Origin of the sequence: Pseudomonas sp., from assembly GCF_041601375.1 — a bacterium.
Taxonomy (GTDB): domain Bacteria; phylum Pseudomonadota; class Gammaproteobacteria; order Pseudomonadales; family Pseudomonadaceae; genus Aquipseudomonas.
Map to the genome: position 1 here is coordinate 26,349 of NZ_JBFIIG010000018.1, position 14,798 is coordinate 41,146.

Sequence of the window (14,798 nt, forward strand, 5' to 3'; positions counted from 1 at the left end):
AATACCAGGCAAACTTGTTCGATGACGCGGGTATTTTCCGGTGTGCTGCCTGTGTGTCGCTGCAGACCATGCCCGCCGACAGTGCGGCGGGCGTTGGCGCTTAGGTTAAGGCCTCGACCGGCCAGGTATCGGACAGTCGGTAGCCTTGCGGCCAGGGATCGCTCGGGTCGAGCAGGTGCTGGTGAGTGCCGGTGATCCAGGCCCTGCCAGACAGGCAGGGGATGATCGCCGGACGCCCGGCCACCTCGCAGAGGCTATCGATATGGCAGTGGAACTCGGAACCGATGATCGAGCGGCCGATAAAACGCTCGCCGACCTGCAACTGGCCCTTGGCGTGCAGCACCGCCATGCGTGCCGAGCAGCCGGTACCGGTGGGCGAACGGTCGACCTTGCCGGGGCGGATCACCACCGCGTTGGCCGCGTTGGCGATGCCGTGCTCGTGGCTCACCGGCGCCGCCAGCTGGCAGAAGGAAATATGTGCCCAGTCCGGGTTCAGCGGGTGGACGAAGCCCAGTTGCTCATTGGCCGCACGGGTGATCTTCAGCCCGCAGGCCGCCAGGTCGGCGGCTTCGTCGGCGCTGAGGGCAAAGCCCAAGGCGTGGGCGTCGGCGATCACGAAGCTGTCGCCGCCATAAGCGGTGTCCACCTGCAGCGAGCCGATGCCTTGCACCTCGATCCAGGCATCCAGCCGGTCGGCGAAGGAGGGCAGGTTACGCACCTCGACGCGCTCGACCTTGCCGTCGCGACATTGCGCGACGGCTTCGATCAGGCCGCCGGGGGCTTCCAGTACCAGGCGAGTTTCTGGCTCGCTCATCGGCAGGATGCCGCTTTCCAGCAGCACCGTGGCCACACACAACGAGTTGGAGCCCGACATCGGTGGGGTGTCGGCCGGCTCCATGATGATCCAGGCCATCTGCGCCCGTGGATCCTTGGCCGGCACCAGCAGATTGACGTGGCGGAACACGCCACCGCGCGGCTCGTTGAGCATGAAGTTGCGCAAGGTCTGGTCTTCGGCGATCCAGCGCGATTGCGCCCAGACCGTGTCGCCGGGCGGCGGGGCCACGCCGCCGACTATCACATCGCCGACCTCGCCCTCGGCGTGGCAGCTGACCACATGGATGATCTTCGATGAACGCATCACAGGCTCCTAGCAAGACGATGAAAAACTACCTACGTTGCCGATACAGCGTTAAAAACGGCCTCAAAATGCTCATTTACAGCCAGTAAACTGCGCTTTTTCGGCCGTTTTTGCCTTGTCTCGGCCGCCTCGCCTACGTTTCTCAACGCCCTGCTAGAGCACGGACTTGAGGAAATCGGCGGTTTCCGCACGCTGCGGGTTGCCGAGCACTTGCTCGGGTGTGCCGATCTCATGCACCAGACCGTCGCGGAAGAACGCCACGCGATCGGACACCTCGCGGGCGAAGCTGATCTCGTGGGTCACCAGCACCATGGTCATGCCGTCTTCGGCGAGCAGGCGCATGGTGTCCAGCACCTCGCCGACCAGCTGCGGGTCGAGCGCCGAGGTGGCTTCGTCGAACAGCATGTAGTCCGGCGACATGGCCAGGGCGCGGGCGATGGCCATGCGCTGTTGCTGGCCGCCGGAGAGCTTGCCGGGAAACACATTGAATTTATCGCCGAGGCCAACATGGGTGAGTTGCTTGATGGCCATTTCTTCTGCCTCGGCACGGCTTTGGCCACGCACCTTGCGCGGCGCCAGCATGACGTTCTCCAGCACCGTGAGGTGCGGGAAGGCGTTCCACTGCTGGAACACGATGCCGATCTTCTGCCGCAGCTGGTTGAGGTCGGTGGCTTTGTCATGCACCTCGACGCCGTCGACACGAATGCTGCCCTGGTGAATGGATTCAAGGCCATTGATGCACATCAGCAGGGTCGACTTACCCGAGCCCGAGCCACCGATGATCGACACCACTTCGCCTTTTTCGACGGTCAGGCTGACGCCCTTGATCACATCAAGGTCGCCGAAGGATTTGTGTACGCTTTCGATCTCAATCATTTTCCTGCCACCTTTTCTCCAGTTGATTACCCAAGCGGGCCACAACCAGGCTGATGAAGTAGTAGATAAGCCCTGCGATGCACAGGACCAGCAGCGGTTCTTGGATGCGTGTGACTATGGTTTGTGAGGAGCGCAGCAGTTCGATGATGCCGATCCACATGACCAGGGCGGTGTCTTTCATCACCGACAGGGTCAGGTTCAGCCAGCCCGGAAACGCCACGCGGGTGGCCATCGGCATGACGATGTAGCGCAGGTCTTGCCAGTAGCTCAATCCCAGCGAGCGGCTGGCGCGGCGTACATTGGGCGATACCGCGAGGACACCGCTGCGCACCACTTCCGTGCAATAGGCCGTGGCGTATACGCCGAGCACTACGCAGGCAACGGTGAACGCGCTCCAGTCGAGGCCGACGATGCTTTTCAGCGAGTTGAACAGCACGAACTGGATCAGCAGCGGCACACTGCGGAAGATATCCAGCACCCAGGCCAGCGGCAGGGTTGCACGCGGCAAGGTGGCGCGCAGCAGGCCACAGATAACCCCGCCGAATGTGCCCAGCAGCATCGACCAGAGGGTGAGCAGAATAGTGGTCCAGGCACCCTGGAGCATGAACAGCAGATCGGTTGAGGTGAGGCTGGTAGTCAACATGGCCATTGCCCTCTTAGTAGCGGAACAGGCGCCAGCCGAGTAGGCGGGCGACCATGACGATGGCTTTGGCAATCAGGTAATAAAGCACTGCCGCGAGCGCGAAATACTCAAAGGTGCGGAAGGTCTTTACGTTGTAGTCCTGGGTCACCCCGGTGAGGTCGTTGTTGAGGCCGACGATGACCCCCAGCGAGGTCATCAGCACGGCCCAGACCATCTGATTGGTCAGGGGGTAGAACACAATGCGCAGGAGCTGCGGGACTATGATCAACCGGTAGGCCTTGAATGCGCTCATGCCCAGTGAACGGGCCGCGCGCATCTGGGTCTCGGGAACGGCCTTGAGCCCGCCACGAAAGTTTTCTGCCAGGTAGCCGGCGTTGTTGAACGTGATCCCGGCCAGCAGTGCGGCCCATGAGCTGATGTGCAGGCCGAACGAACCGAGGCCGAAGTACAACAGGTAGATCTGAAACAACGAAGGGGTGTTACGGGCAACCGAGACCCAGGCCCCGGAAACACCCCGCGCCAGCGGGTTCTGGCTCTGCCGCATGACGGTCAACAACAGCGCGATGAGCACACCAAAGACCATCGATAGCGCGGCCGTCTCAAAGGTAACCCAGGCACCGCCGAGCATGTCCGGGAGTGCCTTTAAAGCCGAGCGCCAGTGAAAGTTATAGTCAAACATCGCTCAATATTTCCCTTGGCTGATGGGCCTGGCTCAACCAGGCGGGAAGCTCGCCGCTGACAAATCCTCGGCAGGCCGCTTCGACGCAGGCCGCCAGGCTGCCGAAATGCACCGTGCGTCCGACCAGGCCTGGGGCGTAGTGGGCGTACTTGCCTGAGTTGGTCATCAGGCTGGTGGTGCCGACCGGGAGTACCGGCTCGCCGAGCATGCACCAGCAGGTATCGGTCACCAGTTGTGCGCCAAACGCATCGAGCGTCGCCAGGTAGCCCGCCGCGCTGGCCTGTTGCTGCACATGCCGTCCGCAGGTGATCACCAGGGCGACGTCGGGGTGTTTGCTGCGGCCCTCACACAAGGCGGCCAAGGCGGCGAACTCGCTCAAAGAGAAGTGCGGATTGCCGAGCGCTACCAGGCCCAACTGCGGAGACGGCGCACTGTTGAGTTCGTTCCAACTACCGAGCAAGCCGGCTGCGCTGACTGTTTCAATGCGCTGGGCTGGGAGGCCGCCCAGCGCCTGCTCTAGGCTGGCGGCTTCTGGGGTAACCCCGGCGATGTGGAACATCGGGGCGCCAGAGGTGGTCGCAAACGCGGCGCCAAAGGCCTTTAAATCGTCCAGCGTAGGCGCCGCGTTCTGCAAACCATCGAGCACGGGGATCTGGCTGCCCGACAACGCGCCGACGTGATAGCCGAGTAGTGGATAAAACGCATCATCGAGTGGGCCGAGCGGCGCTACTTGAATGAGCAGAGTGGCTAAGCGGCCGGCATCCAGGTGACAGCCGGTGAGGGGCGCGCGACCGGTCAGGGCGATGCAGATATCCAGATAGTCCGGGTATTTCTGCGTCCGGGCGCCGAGTACGCTGTTGGCATACACCACGGCGTTGGATTCAGCCCAGACCACTTGTTCATTGGCCTGCGGCGCGCTGTCGAGCAGGTAGGGTGCGCAGGTGTAACTCAGTTGCGCACCCATGGCCATATACGCCTCACCGAGCTGGCTGGCGGGTTCGCCGAATGCCGGGTCGATGCCTTGCTGGCGCCAGAGACGCTGGTCGACCGAGATCGAGTTGAGCGTGGTCGGCACTCTGACGGCCGCCCCCCAGGCAAGCAATTGTTCGGCAAAGCGCAGGCTGGCCGGGCCGGTATAGATGCAGCCATCGATGTGCGCCTGGGTGATATCGATCAATTCGCCGGCGCCCTGGAGCTCGGCCATTTGCAAGACGATCTGCATGGCGACCTGCGCGGCCTTGCCGTGTTTGCCTGCCAGCAGGTCACGGTCCGTGTCGTTCAAGGCAATCGGGCCCGTGGCCCCGTGTGTGGTGCGGGTATCTGGCGTGGCCGCTTGCCAGTTATCCGCGGGAGTCTGGGTGAAGGCGCTAACCCGATCAGCTTCAACGCGGACAAACGCGCAGTCATGCAGCCGGGAAAAGGCTTCAGGGCCGATGCAGACGACGGGCAGGCCACAGTCAAACAAGCTCTGGGCGATCAGCACGCCCAGGCTGAGGATTTCTTCGGGATGCGCCACCACCAGTGCGGCCGGGGCATGGCCGTTGAGAATCAGTTCCAGGAGTACGCTGCTGCCGGTGCAGGAGCCGCGGCCACTGGGGATGGCCAGCACCCGTCCCGCAATTATCTGGCCGCTGAGGGGATGGTGGCGATCGATCACCTCGCCGCTAAAGGGATCGACGCCGCCCCAGAAGCTCAGGCCGACGTCGGCATACAGCAGTTGGCCTTGTGCATTGCCTGCAACCAGCCTGCGTGCCGTTACTGCGAATTCAGGCATGTTTAACTCCCGCACGGCCGGGTTGGCGACCGTGCGTTTACCAGTGGATGGGGGGCGCGGGCTTAGTAGTAAACGCCTGGAACCGTCAGCTCCACCGGAGTGCCGCCGACCCACTTCTGGTACAGCTCGGCGTAGCGACCGGAACGGACCTGCTGGTTGACGAAGAGGTTGAGGTAGTTGATCAGGCCGTACTCGTTGCGCTTGGCCGCCAGGGACACGTAATCGATGGTGTAGGGCGCATTGCCGGCCACTTTGAGGCCTTTGTATTTGCCCGACTTGAGGGTCGAGGCCGCCACTGTGTTGGTCACCACAGAGGCGTCGATGTGACCCTGGGTAACGGCGAGAATGGTGTCGTTCTGGCTTTGGTAAGCGCGGAAGCTGCCGTCATTGCCCCAGCTTTTCACGTCTTTTTCCAGGGCGATAGCCTCGAAGGTGCCACTGGTGTTACCCACTGGGCGCCCTTTGAGGTCTGCGTATTTTTCAATGCCACTGTCTTCGCGGGTCAGTACGACCATCTGGAAGGCAAAGTAGGGCACGGTCATCGCCACGGTTTTTGCGCGTTCAAGGGTGTCGGAGGTTGAGGCGACGATGATGTCGGCCCGGCCTGAGATCAGCGCGGGAATCCGGTCCGGGAACGGTGTTTCGACCACTTCAGGGGTTACCCCAAGGACTTTCGCCAGGTCAGCGCAATAGTCGACGTCAAAACCGGCGGGCTTGTTGCCTTCATCGCGAAAGCCCATGGGAGGGAAGTCCAGGGTCACGGCGCAGCGCAGTTTTCCCGATTCGATGATGTCGTCGAGTTTGTCGGCCTGGGCCTGGCCGATCAGGGACGCGCTAAGCGCAACGGTGAGGGCTACGGCAGTTGTTGGATTTTTCATAGGGGCCTCGTGGTGGTGTGGGGTCGAGCAGTTAAAGGGTGGAGCGTCTTTCGTATCGGTGATTTCGTATACGATATTTAATATGCACTGGCTGTGCCAAGAAGTGGTGGGGAATAGATTTACTGGGAATTGCACGGTGCTGTCGGCCTCGCGAGCCGCTGGGCGCGGGCGCGGGGCGTACTCACGAATTTTTCAGGATGCGGGCGCTGGCGCGTTCGCAGACAGCCCGCGCTGGGGCGGGGTGTCACCTAAGGGAGCAGCTCGACCCAGGGATGTGCGTTTAAGCCACGAATTGGGGTAACAGCGTGCTAAGCGTCGCGCAGACGCTGGCGATACTGACTGGGAGACAGCCCGGTGAGGGCCTTGAACTGACGGCTGAAGGCGCTGTGATCGGTGTAGCCGCAGCGCAGGGCGATGTCGGTGATCGGCAGGTGATCGGCCAGCAACTGCGAGGCCGCGCCCAGGCGCGCCTTGTGGATCATCTGCCGCGGGGTGAGCTGGAAGATGCGCTTGCAGTGGCGTTCCAGCTGGGCGACGGACAGCCCGGCGATGGCGGTGAGGTCTTTGAGGCTGATGGGCTGGGCGTAATGCTCGCGGATATGCGCGTCTACCGCGGCCAGTTTCTGGTAGGCCGGGTGGCTGGCTTGCGGGGCCTGCAGGTCGTAGGAGATGCCGGCCATGCCGATGATCACGCCCTGCGGGTCGCGCAGCGCCAGCTTATGGGTCAGGCACCAGCCCGGTTGGCGGCCGGGGTACAGGTGCAACTCCAGCTGGTCGCTGAGTGGGCCGCCGCCCTGCAGGACGCGGCGATCCTGCTCGGTGTAGAGGGGGCCGAAGCGTGAGGGAAACACCTGTTCGGCGGTCCGGCCCAGCAGCTCGTGGTGGCGGTTTACCGCGCAGCGTTGGCACAGGGTCCGGTTGACCAGCACATAGCGGGCGGCGCTGTCCTTGATGAAGAACACCACGCCGGGCATGGCATCCAGCAGGGGGGCGATCAGCTGCAGGCTGCCGAGCAGTTCCGGCAGGTCGCGGGGCGTGGGCAGGTGCTGGAGCTGAAGCGGCAAAGGCATGGGTGGGCTGGTGTCCAGGCAAGGTGGGCGCGGCCCACTCTAAGGCCGCTGCCACTTTCAGGGAAGCGCGACGTCCGTCGCGGCGGTTCGGCCAGCGGGTGGGTTAGGCGCCTGTCCAAGCAGCAGGCATTACACTGATCGTTGCTGCGCCGTAACCCACCATCGGTGCAATACATGGATGCCGTCTGGTGGGTTACGCGGGGCGCCACGATGGCAACGTCTGATCGTCGCAGTGTGGCGCCGCTAACCCACCCCACAGTGATCCGACCTGTCACGATGGTCGCGACACTAGCCGGCCTCGTCTGGCTCGGCCAGTTGCAGCAGGCTTTCTATGCGTGCCGGCGACAAGGGCGGGCGCGGCGCCGGGGCCGGCCAGTCGAACAGGAACTGCGTCGCGCCGCCGCAGATGCGTCCCTGGCAGGCGCCCATGCCGCAGCGGCTGTGCAACTTGGCGTCGACCCAGCCGTCGCGCCCGGCGAGGGCGGCATAAGGCACATCCTCGCAGCGGCAGACCAGGGTATCCGCGGCGGCCAGTTGCTTGAGTCGCGGATCGAGGGCGAAGCTGCGCCCGAGTCGGTCGGCGAAGGCTTGCCAGTGCTGGCGCTGCGGCCACAGCGCACGGGCCTTGGCCTGCGCGCCGATGGCGCTGTGGCCGGCGATGGCGCCTTCGATCAGGGCCAGTTCGCTGCCGCCGAAGCCGGTGCATTCACCCGCCGCATAGTGATCGCTCAGGCTGCAGGCTTGCCACTGATCGACTGCTATGGCCTGGCCGGCGATACGGCAGCCCAGGGCCTGGCCCAACTGGGTGTTGGGCAGCAAACCGAAACCACAGGCCAGGCGCTCGCAGGGGATCTCCAGCACTTTACCGTTCTGCTGCAGGCGCACCGCTTCCAGGTGTTCCTCGCCGAGCGCGGCCAGTACATGGCTGTTGCTGCGGTAGCTGGCATCGAACAGCTGCAAGGCCTGCAGCAACTTGCTTGGCCAGCGCGGCAGTTGCAGGGCGAACCCGGCCAAGGCAGCGGGGGGCGCCTGTTCGGCGATGCGCAGCACTTGCGCTCCGGCCTGTTTGGCGCTGGCGGCGCTGGCCAGCAGCAGCGGGCCGCTGCCGGCGATCACCAGCCGCTCGCCGGCCACCGGCACGCCGCCCTTGATCAGCGCCTGCAGGCCGCCGGCGCCAGTGACGCCGTGCAGGGTCCAGCCGGGGAAGGGCAGCAGCAGCTCGCGCGCGCCGGTGCAGAGGATCAGCTTGGCGTAGCGTGCGCGCCAGGCGCGTTCGCCATCTTCCAGGAGCAACTGCTGCGGCCCGGCGATGGCGACCACCCGGGTCGAACTGAACAGCTGGATATTCTGCGCCGCCGCCAGTGCCGCGCGATGGCGTTGCGCATTGGCGGGCAGCTGGGCGTGCACGCCGTCGCGCCAGATCTGCCCGCCGGGGAGTGGGTTGTCGTCGATGACGCCAATGCGCAGGCCACTGGGGGCTGCGGCCAGGGCGGCGGCCATGCCGGCGGGCCCGGCGCCGATGATCAGCAGGTCGAAATCTTCGTTCATGCGTGGGTCTCCACGCACATGCCGGGTTGGCACAGGGTCTGGCAGGCCAGGCGGCGCTGGCCGTCGATGCTGACCCGGCACTCCTGGCATATGCCCATGCCGCATACAGGGGCGCGGCGCTGACCGCCGACCGAGGTGCGGCTGCTGCCGTCGCCGCCCAGATAGAGGGCGGCGGCTACCGTGCTGCCCGCTGCGACGCGCAGCGCAAGGCCATCGAGGCTGAGTTCGATCATGTACTGTGCTCCTGGGGCCGCGGCTCCGGCAGAAAGCGTCCCGGAAGATAAGGGCTAGGGTCGATGGCCGCGGGTTCCCTGAACAGGTGCGCGGCGAGCAATTGGGCACTGCCTGGCGCGGTGGTGACGCCGAGCCCTTCGTGGCCGACCGCCAGCCACAGACCGGGTTGCTGTGGATGCTCGCCGAGCAGTGGCAGGCCGTCCGGGGTGGCGGCGCGAAAACCGGTCCAGCTGCGGATGGCGTTGAGTTTGCCCAGCTCCGGCAGGTAATCCAGGGCGCGACGCAGCATGCGCGCCAGCACCGGGCCTTCGACCTGCGGGTCGAGGCTGTCGAACTGGCGTGACGAACCGAGCAGGATCTGCCCGGTTGGCCGTGGCTGCGCATTGAAGGCCACCGAGGTGCCTGTGATGGTGTGGGCGCTGGCGGCGTAGCCGAGTTCGACCAGCTGGTGCTGGATGCGTCCCGGGTAGCGGTCGGTGATCAGCAGATGGCCCTTCTTCGGCCGGATCGGCAACTCGGGGCACAACTCGCTGGCGTGGATGCCGTTGGCCAGCACCACGGCCTCGGCCGTGAGCCAGCGGCCATCGGCCAGGCGCACGCGGTTGCCGTCGACCTCGCTGACCTGATCCTGGCGCCGGGTGATGCGCTCGCCGCCCTGTTGCAGCAGCCAGTGCGCGGCATTCGGCGCGTAGAGGATGCTGTCACCGCCGACTTTCAGCGCGCCCAGCAGCCCCTTGCGTAGCATCGGCTCGGCCTGGCGCAGGGTGTCTGCGTCGAGCATCTGGCAGGCGATGCCCTGGGCACTGAGGGTTTCCCGCTTGTGTTCGGCGGCCTGCAGTTCCTCGGCGTTGGCGGCCAGCCACAGGGTGCCGCAGTTGTGGTAGGCGCAGCCCGCATCGAGTTGCGGCGCCCACTGCCGCCAGAGCTCGATGGAGTAGCGGCTCAGGGCCAGTTCCGCCGGGTTGTCATCCATCGCCACCAAGTGGCCCATGCCCACCGCCGTGGCGCCGCCGCGCTGGCTGTCCAGCACCAGCACGTCCAGGCCGCGGCGGGCGAACTCGTGGGCGCAGGCGCTGCCGACTATGCCGGCACCGACGACGATGATCTCGGCATTCATGGACGAATGCCCCAGGCGAAGGGATCGTCGTCCTCCAGCAACAGGGTGGCCTCGGCGCTGAGGTGGGCGCGACCGCGGATGGTCGGGACGATGCGCCCGTCGTCCTGCCACTCGTAGCTGGCCTCGAACTGGCTGCCGATCACGCTGGCCTGGCGCCACAGCGCACCGGGCGCCAGCTTGCCGTCGGCGGCCAGGCAAGCCAGCTTGGCGCTGGTGCCGGTGCCACAGGGCGAGCGGTCGTAGGCCTTGCCCGGACAGAGCACGAAATTCCTGCTATCGGCGGTGTCGTCGTCGGCAAACAGCTCGATATGGTCGATCTCGCCGCCGTCCTCGCCGCGGATGGCCTGTTGCTCCAGCGCCTGGCGCACCGCCCAGCAATAGGCGGTCAGCGCCTCGAGGTTGTCGCCGGCGATGCGCTGGCCGTGTTCGGCGATCAGGAAGAACCAGTTGCCGCCCCAGGCGATGTCGCCGCTGACCGTGCCCAGGCCCGGCACCTTCAGGCTGACCGCCTGACGGTAGCGGTAGGCGGGCACGTTGCGCACGCTCACCGAACGATCCTCATGCAGGGTGGCCAGGACAGTGCCGACCGGGGTTTCGATGCGGTGCAGGCCGGGCTGGATACGGCCGAGGTGAGCGAGGGAAATTATCAGGCCGATGGTGCCGTGGCCGCACATGCCCAGATACCCGCTGTTGTTGAAGAAGATCACCCCGGCACTGGCGCTGGGGTCGACTGGCGCGCAGAGCAGCGCGCCGACCAGCACGTCGCTGCCGCGCGGTTCGAGCATGCTGGCGGCGCGCCAATCGTCGAAGCGTTCGGCCAGCAGCTGGCGGCGCTCGCTCATGCTGCCCTGGCCCAGGTCGGGAAAACCGTCGAGCACCAGGCGGGTCGGTTCACCGCCGGTGTGTGAGTCGATGACGCGGATGCGTTTCATGGCTGTCACCTGCACTGAAAAGGTCGGTACAAGGGTGGCCGCTCGTGGGCTTGGCGGCTTGAGGGTTTTATCGGAGGGGGATGACGATATCGGCACAGCGTCAGGCGAGAAGGCCGAGCGATTGTAAGAGCCTGCAAGCGATCCTCCACTGCCGAGATTCCAGCATCGCGGCTAAGTGGGGTAAGGTCGTTGCGACGGCTCCTTTCAGCGCAGGAGAGCGGCGATGCAGAAGTCGAGGTGGGTCGAACAACGAATTAACGTTGCAGTCCGGCCGGTGCCAACCGGTACGCGGGTTGCACGCGACTGCCCGAGCCGGCTCCGCGTGGCTGCCCAGGTGGCCTTATGACAAGCCCCGACGAGCCGCCGCTCGCGCCGCCCATCCGTGCTCCAGAGCCTGGCGCCAGCAGCGCGGCGGAAGACACTGTCAGCGGCGCCGCGGCGGTCGAACGCGCGGCCAGTGCCCGTGGCGACCTCGGGGTGATCGCCGAACTGCTGCCCTACCTGCGGCCTTACGTCGGGCGCATCGCCCTGGCGCTGCTGCTGATCGTCGCCGCCAAGCTGGTCAACCTGTATGTGCCGGTCGCCCTCAAGCAGATAGTCGATGGCTTGAATGTCGAACCCAGCCTGTTGCTGCTGCCGGTCGGCCTGCTGCTGGCCTACGGCGCGGCGCGCATCGGCGTCACCCTGTTCAACGAGCTGCGCCAGGTGGTGTTCGCCCGGGTGATGGCGCGGACCTCGCGCCAGGTCACCCTGAAAGTCTTCGGCCACTTGCTCGGCCTCAGCCTGAAATTCCACCTGGACCGCCGCACCGGCGGCGTGGCCCGTGATGTGGAGCGCGGCGGCAGCGCGATCGCCGAGCTGCTCGACTGGACGCTCTACAGCATAGTGCCGACCCTGCTCGAGGTGCTGCTGGTGACGGCCGTGCTGGTCTGGGCCTATGACTGGGGCTTCGCCTTCATCACCCTGGGCACGCTGTTGGCCTACAGCCTGTGGACCCTGGCGGTGACCGAGTGGCGCACGCGTTTCTACCGCGCCGCGGTGGAGGCCGATACCCGCGCCAACGAGTGTGCGGTGGACTCGCTGCTCAACTACGAGACGGTCAAGTACTTCAACAACGAGGCCCATGAGGTCGGGCGCTACGACCAGAATCTGCGCCACCTGGAAAACGCCAAGGTCAAGTCAACCCAGTCGCTGGCGCTGCTCAACCTCGGCCAGTCCGCGGTGATCGCCTGCGGCGTCAGCGCCATGATGTGGCGGGCCGCCGCGGGGGTGGTGGCCGGCGAGCTGAGCATCGGCGATCTGGTGCTGGTCAACGCCTACCTGCTGCAGCTGTCGGCCCCGCTGTTCGTGCTGGGCATGATGTACCGCCAGGTCAAACAGGCGCTGACCAATATGGAGCGCCTGTTCGGTCTGCTCGACCGGCGCCAGGACGTGCAGGACGCCCCCAGTGCCAAGCCGCTGGTGGTCAGCCGTCCACGGCTGCGTTTCGAGCAGGTGCACTTCGGCTATGACCCGCGCCGGGAGATCCTGCATGGCGTGAGTTTCGAGGTGCCGCCCGGCGGTACGGTGGCGGTGGTCGGCCATTCGGGCTCGGGCAAGTCGACCCTGGCGCGCCTGCTGTACCGCTTCTACGACGTCGATGGCGGGCATATCCGCATCGACGGCCTGGATCTGCGCGAGCTGACCCAGGCCTCGCTGCGCGCCGCCATCGCCATAGTTCCGCAGGACACGGTGCTGTTCAACGACAGCATCTATTACAACATCGGCTACGGCCGTCCCGAGGCCAGCCGCGCGGAGGTCGAGGCGGCTGCCCGCGCCGCGCAACTCCACGCGTTCATCGAGCGCCTGCCGGACGGTTACCAGACCCAAGTCGGCGAACGCGGCCTCAAGCTGTCCGGCGGCGAGAAACAGCGGGTGGCGATCGCCCGCGCCTTGCTGAAGAACCCGGCCATCCTGATTTTCGACGAAGCCACCTCGGCGCTGGACTCCAAGTCGGAGAAGGCCATCCAGGCCGCGCTCGAGCGCATCCAGATCGGCCGCACTACTCTGGTGATCGCCCATCGCCTGTCCACGGTGATGGAGGCCGACCGGATCCTGGTGCTGGACGCCGGGCGCATCATCGAAAGCGGCAGCCACCGCGAGTTGCTGGCTGCCGGCGGCAGCTACGCACAGATGTGGCGGCTGCAGCAGCAGGAGCCGGCCGCCGGGCCATCGCCGCGGCCCGAGCTTCCCCGCTAGCTCAACAGCCCGCGGCGAACTCCGTGGCGGGACGCGGCGCAGCTGATTGCTGCCTAAGGCGTGCAGAAGTTGTTTGTGCGGGCTTGTCTAATCGGCTCAAGTGCATAGGCTTGCCGCTTCTGCATACGTCGATGGCCGCCACGGTAACGAGGTAAATGGATGAACCCAGAACAAAGCAGCCGCTGCCTGCAGGCGTCGAGGCGATTTACTGTGCGCAGTCGCAGCCAGGCGCGTCGGTGGGGCTGCATCGTAAGCGAGCGATGTCGATGGGCAATTTGCCCAGGCGGTCGAGGCCGGCGCCAAGGTCATCGGCCCGGTGCAGGATCAATTCTATGGTGATCGCACGGGCACGCTGGAAGACCTCTTCGGACATATCTGGTTTATCGCCACCCACAAGGAAGAGCGGTAAGTGGAGGAGATCGGCAGACGCGCCGAGGTGCTGTTCAAACAGGGTGATGCCTGACAGCGTGCTCGCCGTGGGGGAAAACTCTCGATCACAGGCAGAGTCAGGTCAGGGCGATTGCCAGCGCATGTTGCGCCGAACTATCAGTTCGGCGTCAGGCGATTGGGCAGGTGCTCATAGAGGGTGCGGCAGACGCCGATGATGTGTTGTTCGATCAGCTCGGCGGCCTTGTCGGCATCGCCTGCACGGCAGGCCGCGAGGATCTCGCGGTGCTCGTGGTCGGCGCGGTCCTTGCCCGCGGAAAGGCTCATCTGCATGCGCAGGTAGCGTTCCACCTTGTCGTGGATGGAGCGAATCAGGTTGAGCAGGAAGGGGCGCTGCGCCGGTTCGTAGAGGCAGGCGTGCAGTGCCCAGTTCAGCTCGGCCCAACGGCCGATGTCGGTCTCGCCGATGAACTCCTCGCAGATGCGTTCGGCGCGGGCGAAGGTCGCTGCGGTCATGTTCGGCACGGCCAGGCGAATCGCCTGGACCTCCAGCAGCACCCGCACTTCGAAGATCTGCGCCAGCTCCGGCTCGGAGATCTTGGTCACCACCGCACCCTTGTTGCGCTGGAATTGCACCAGCCCTTCGGCCTCCAGACGCTTGAGTGCTTCGCGCACAGGAATCTTGCTGACATTGAAGATGCGCGCGATGTCGTCTTGGCGGACCGGCTCATTCTCGGCGAAATGGCCGCCGATGATTGCGTCGCGTAGGTGCTTGGTGATGACTTCCGAGGCGGTCGGGGTGACGCCGAGGTTAGGGGCGGTGAATGTTGGCAATGGCAAGGGAGTGGCCCCGGTTAGTCAGTGATGGCGGATATTGTATACGAGGAGTCGGGCGAACCGCGCCTGCTTACGCTTAGCCCGTTCGCCGCGGCATGACCCAGTGAGTCTGCCTATTGCTCCTCTGCTTAAATCGGCTGATGCGTTGAGCCGCTAGGTTCGCCAGAGGTACACTGCCGGCCCCGTGTGGCCAGCCGAGTTGGAGTGAACGATGCGTAAAGACAAGAAACAGGTGATTGGCGAAGAGATCGGTGACGAGCCGATCAAGTTGTTCCTCGCCGTGGAGCCGGCTGACGCCACGCCGCCGTCGCTGCACAAGCTGGTCAAGGCCTACCGCGGCCTGCGCGTCGACGATTTCGCGCGTTTCGTCGGCTTCTTCGTCGAGGCCGGTTACGACCTCGAAGCCAAGGATGCCCAGGGCCGCGACTTCATCGCCCTGATCCAGGA

At 65.2% G+C, this 14,798-nt stretch carries 14 protein-coding genes; 2 read left to right on the forward strand and 12 right to left on the reverse strand.

Annotated features, from left to right (window positions below):
* Nucleotides 1-100 precede the first annotated feature (100 nt).
* The 11 genes from ABZE94_RS04650 to ABZE94_RS04700 form a co-directional block, all read right to left on the reverse strand.
* Nucleotides 101-1,138 (reverse strand): proline racemase family protein, encoded by a 1,038-nt coding sequence (locus tag ABZE94_RS04650; RefSeq protein WP_372874362.1) that lies wholly within the window; start codon nt 1,136-1,138, stop codon nt 101-103.
* Between the two features lie 153 nt (nt 1,139-1,291).
* Nucleotides 1,292-2,014: an amino acid ABC transporter ATP-binding protein gene (locus ABZE94_RS04655; protein WP_025164826.1), complete on the reverse strand. Its 723-nt coding sequence runs from the start codon at nt 2,012-2,014 to the stop codon at nt 1,292-1,294.
* The gene (locus ABZE94_RS04660) at nt 2,007-2,657 is read right to left on the reverse strand and encodes an amino acid ABC transporter permease (protein WP_372874363.1); all 651 of its coding nucleotides are present in this window, start codon (nt 2,655-2,657) and stop codon (nt 2,007-2,009) included. Before ABZE94_RS04660 ends, ABZE94_RS04655 begins: the two co-directional genes overlap by 8 nt.
* A gap of 13 nt (nt 2,658-2,670) precedes the next feature.
* A complete protein-coding gene (locus ABZE94_RS04665) occupies nt 2,671-3,336 on the reverse strand; it encodes an amino acid ABC transporter permease (RefSeq protein WP_372874364.1) in 666 nt (221 codons plus the stop codon).
* Nucleotides 3,329-5,110: an aconitase X gene (locus ABZE94_RS04670; RefSeq protein WP_372874365.1), complete on the reverse strand. Its 1,782-nt coding sequence runs from the start codon at nt 5,108-5,110 to the stop codon at nt 3,329-3,331. Before ABZE94_RS04670 ends, ABZE94_RS04665 begins: the two co-directional genes overlap by 8 nt.
* Nucleotides 5,111-5,172: 62 nt before the next feature.
* Entirely contained in the window at nt 5,173-5,988 is an 816-nt protein-coding gene (locus ABZE94_RS04675) for a transporter substrate-binding domain-containing protein (RefSeq protein ID WP_372874366.1), read from the reverse strand.
* Between the two features lie 308 nt (nt 5,989-6,296).
* Nucleotides 6,297-7,058, reverse strand: a complete 762-nt coding sequence (locus ABZE94_RS04680; protein WP_372874367.1) for a helix-turn-helix domain-containing protein — start codon at nt 7,056-7,058, stop codon at nt 6,297-6,299.
* A gap of 288 nt (nt 7,059-7,346) precedes the next feature.
* The gene (locus ABZE94_RS04685) at nt 7,347-8,606 is read right to left on the reverse strand and encodes an FAD-dependent oxidoreductase (RefSeq protein WP_372874368.1); all 1,260 of its coding nucleotides are present in this window, start codon (nt 8,604-8,606) and stop codon (nt 7,347-7,349) included.
* A complete protein-coding gene (locus ABZE94_RS04690) occupies nt 8,603-8,839 on the reverse strand; it encodes a (2Fe-2S)-binding protein (RefSeq protein WP_372874369.1) in 237 nt (78 codons plus the stop codon). Before ABZE94_RS04690 ends, ABZE94_RS04685 begins: the two co-directional genes overlap by 4 nt.
* Nucleotides 8,836-9,957, reverse strand: coding sequence for an NAD(P)/FAD-dependent oxidoreductase (locus ABZE94_RS04695; protein ID WP_372874370.1), 1,122 nt, complete (start codon nt 9,955-9,957; stop codon nt 8,836-8,838). The genes ABZE94_RS04690 and ABZE94_RS04695 overlap by 4 nt, the downstream gene beginning before the upstream one ends.
* Nucleotides 9,954-10,889 (reverse strand): 4-hydroxyproline epimerase, encoded by a 936-nt coding sequence (locus ABZE94_RS04700; protein ID WP_372874371.1) that lies wholly within the window; start codon nt 10,887-10,889, stop codon nt 9,954-9,956. The genes ABZE94_RS04695 and ABZE94_RS04700 overlap by 4 nt, the downstream gene beginning before the upstream one ends.
* Nucleotides 10,890-11,231: 342 nt before the next feature.
* Here ABZE94_RS04700 and ABZE94_RS04705 point away from each other — a divergent pair, with 342 nt between their 5' ends.
* Nucleotides 11,232-13,127 carry an ABC transporter ATP-binding protein/permease gene (locus ABZE94_RS04705; protein WP_372874372.1) on the forward strand — a complete coding sequence of 632 codons (1,896 nt, stop codon included), beginning with the start codon at nt 11,232-11,234 and terminating at the stop codon, nt 13,125-13,127.
* 546 nt (nt 13,128-13,673) lie between these two features.
* Here ABZE94_RS04705 and ABZE94_RS04710 read toward each other — a convergent pair.
* Entirely contained in the window at nt 13,674-14,348 is a 675-nt protein-coding gene (locus tag ABZE94_RS04710; protein WP_372874374.1) for a GntR family transcriptional regulator, read from the reverse strand.
* Nucleotides 14,349-14,562: 214 nt separating this feature from the next.
* Between ABZE94_RS04710 and ABZE94_RS04715 the strand changes: the two genes are divergently transcribed.
* On the forward strand, nt 14,563-14,798 hold a 236-nt coding region (locus ABZE94_RS04715), incomplete at its 3' end, for a PA4642 family protein (protein WP_372874373.1).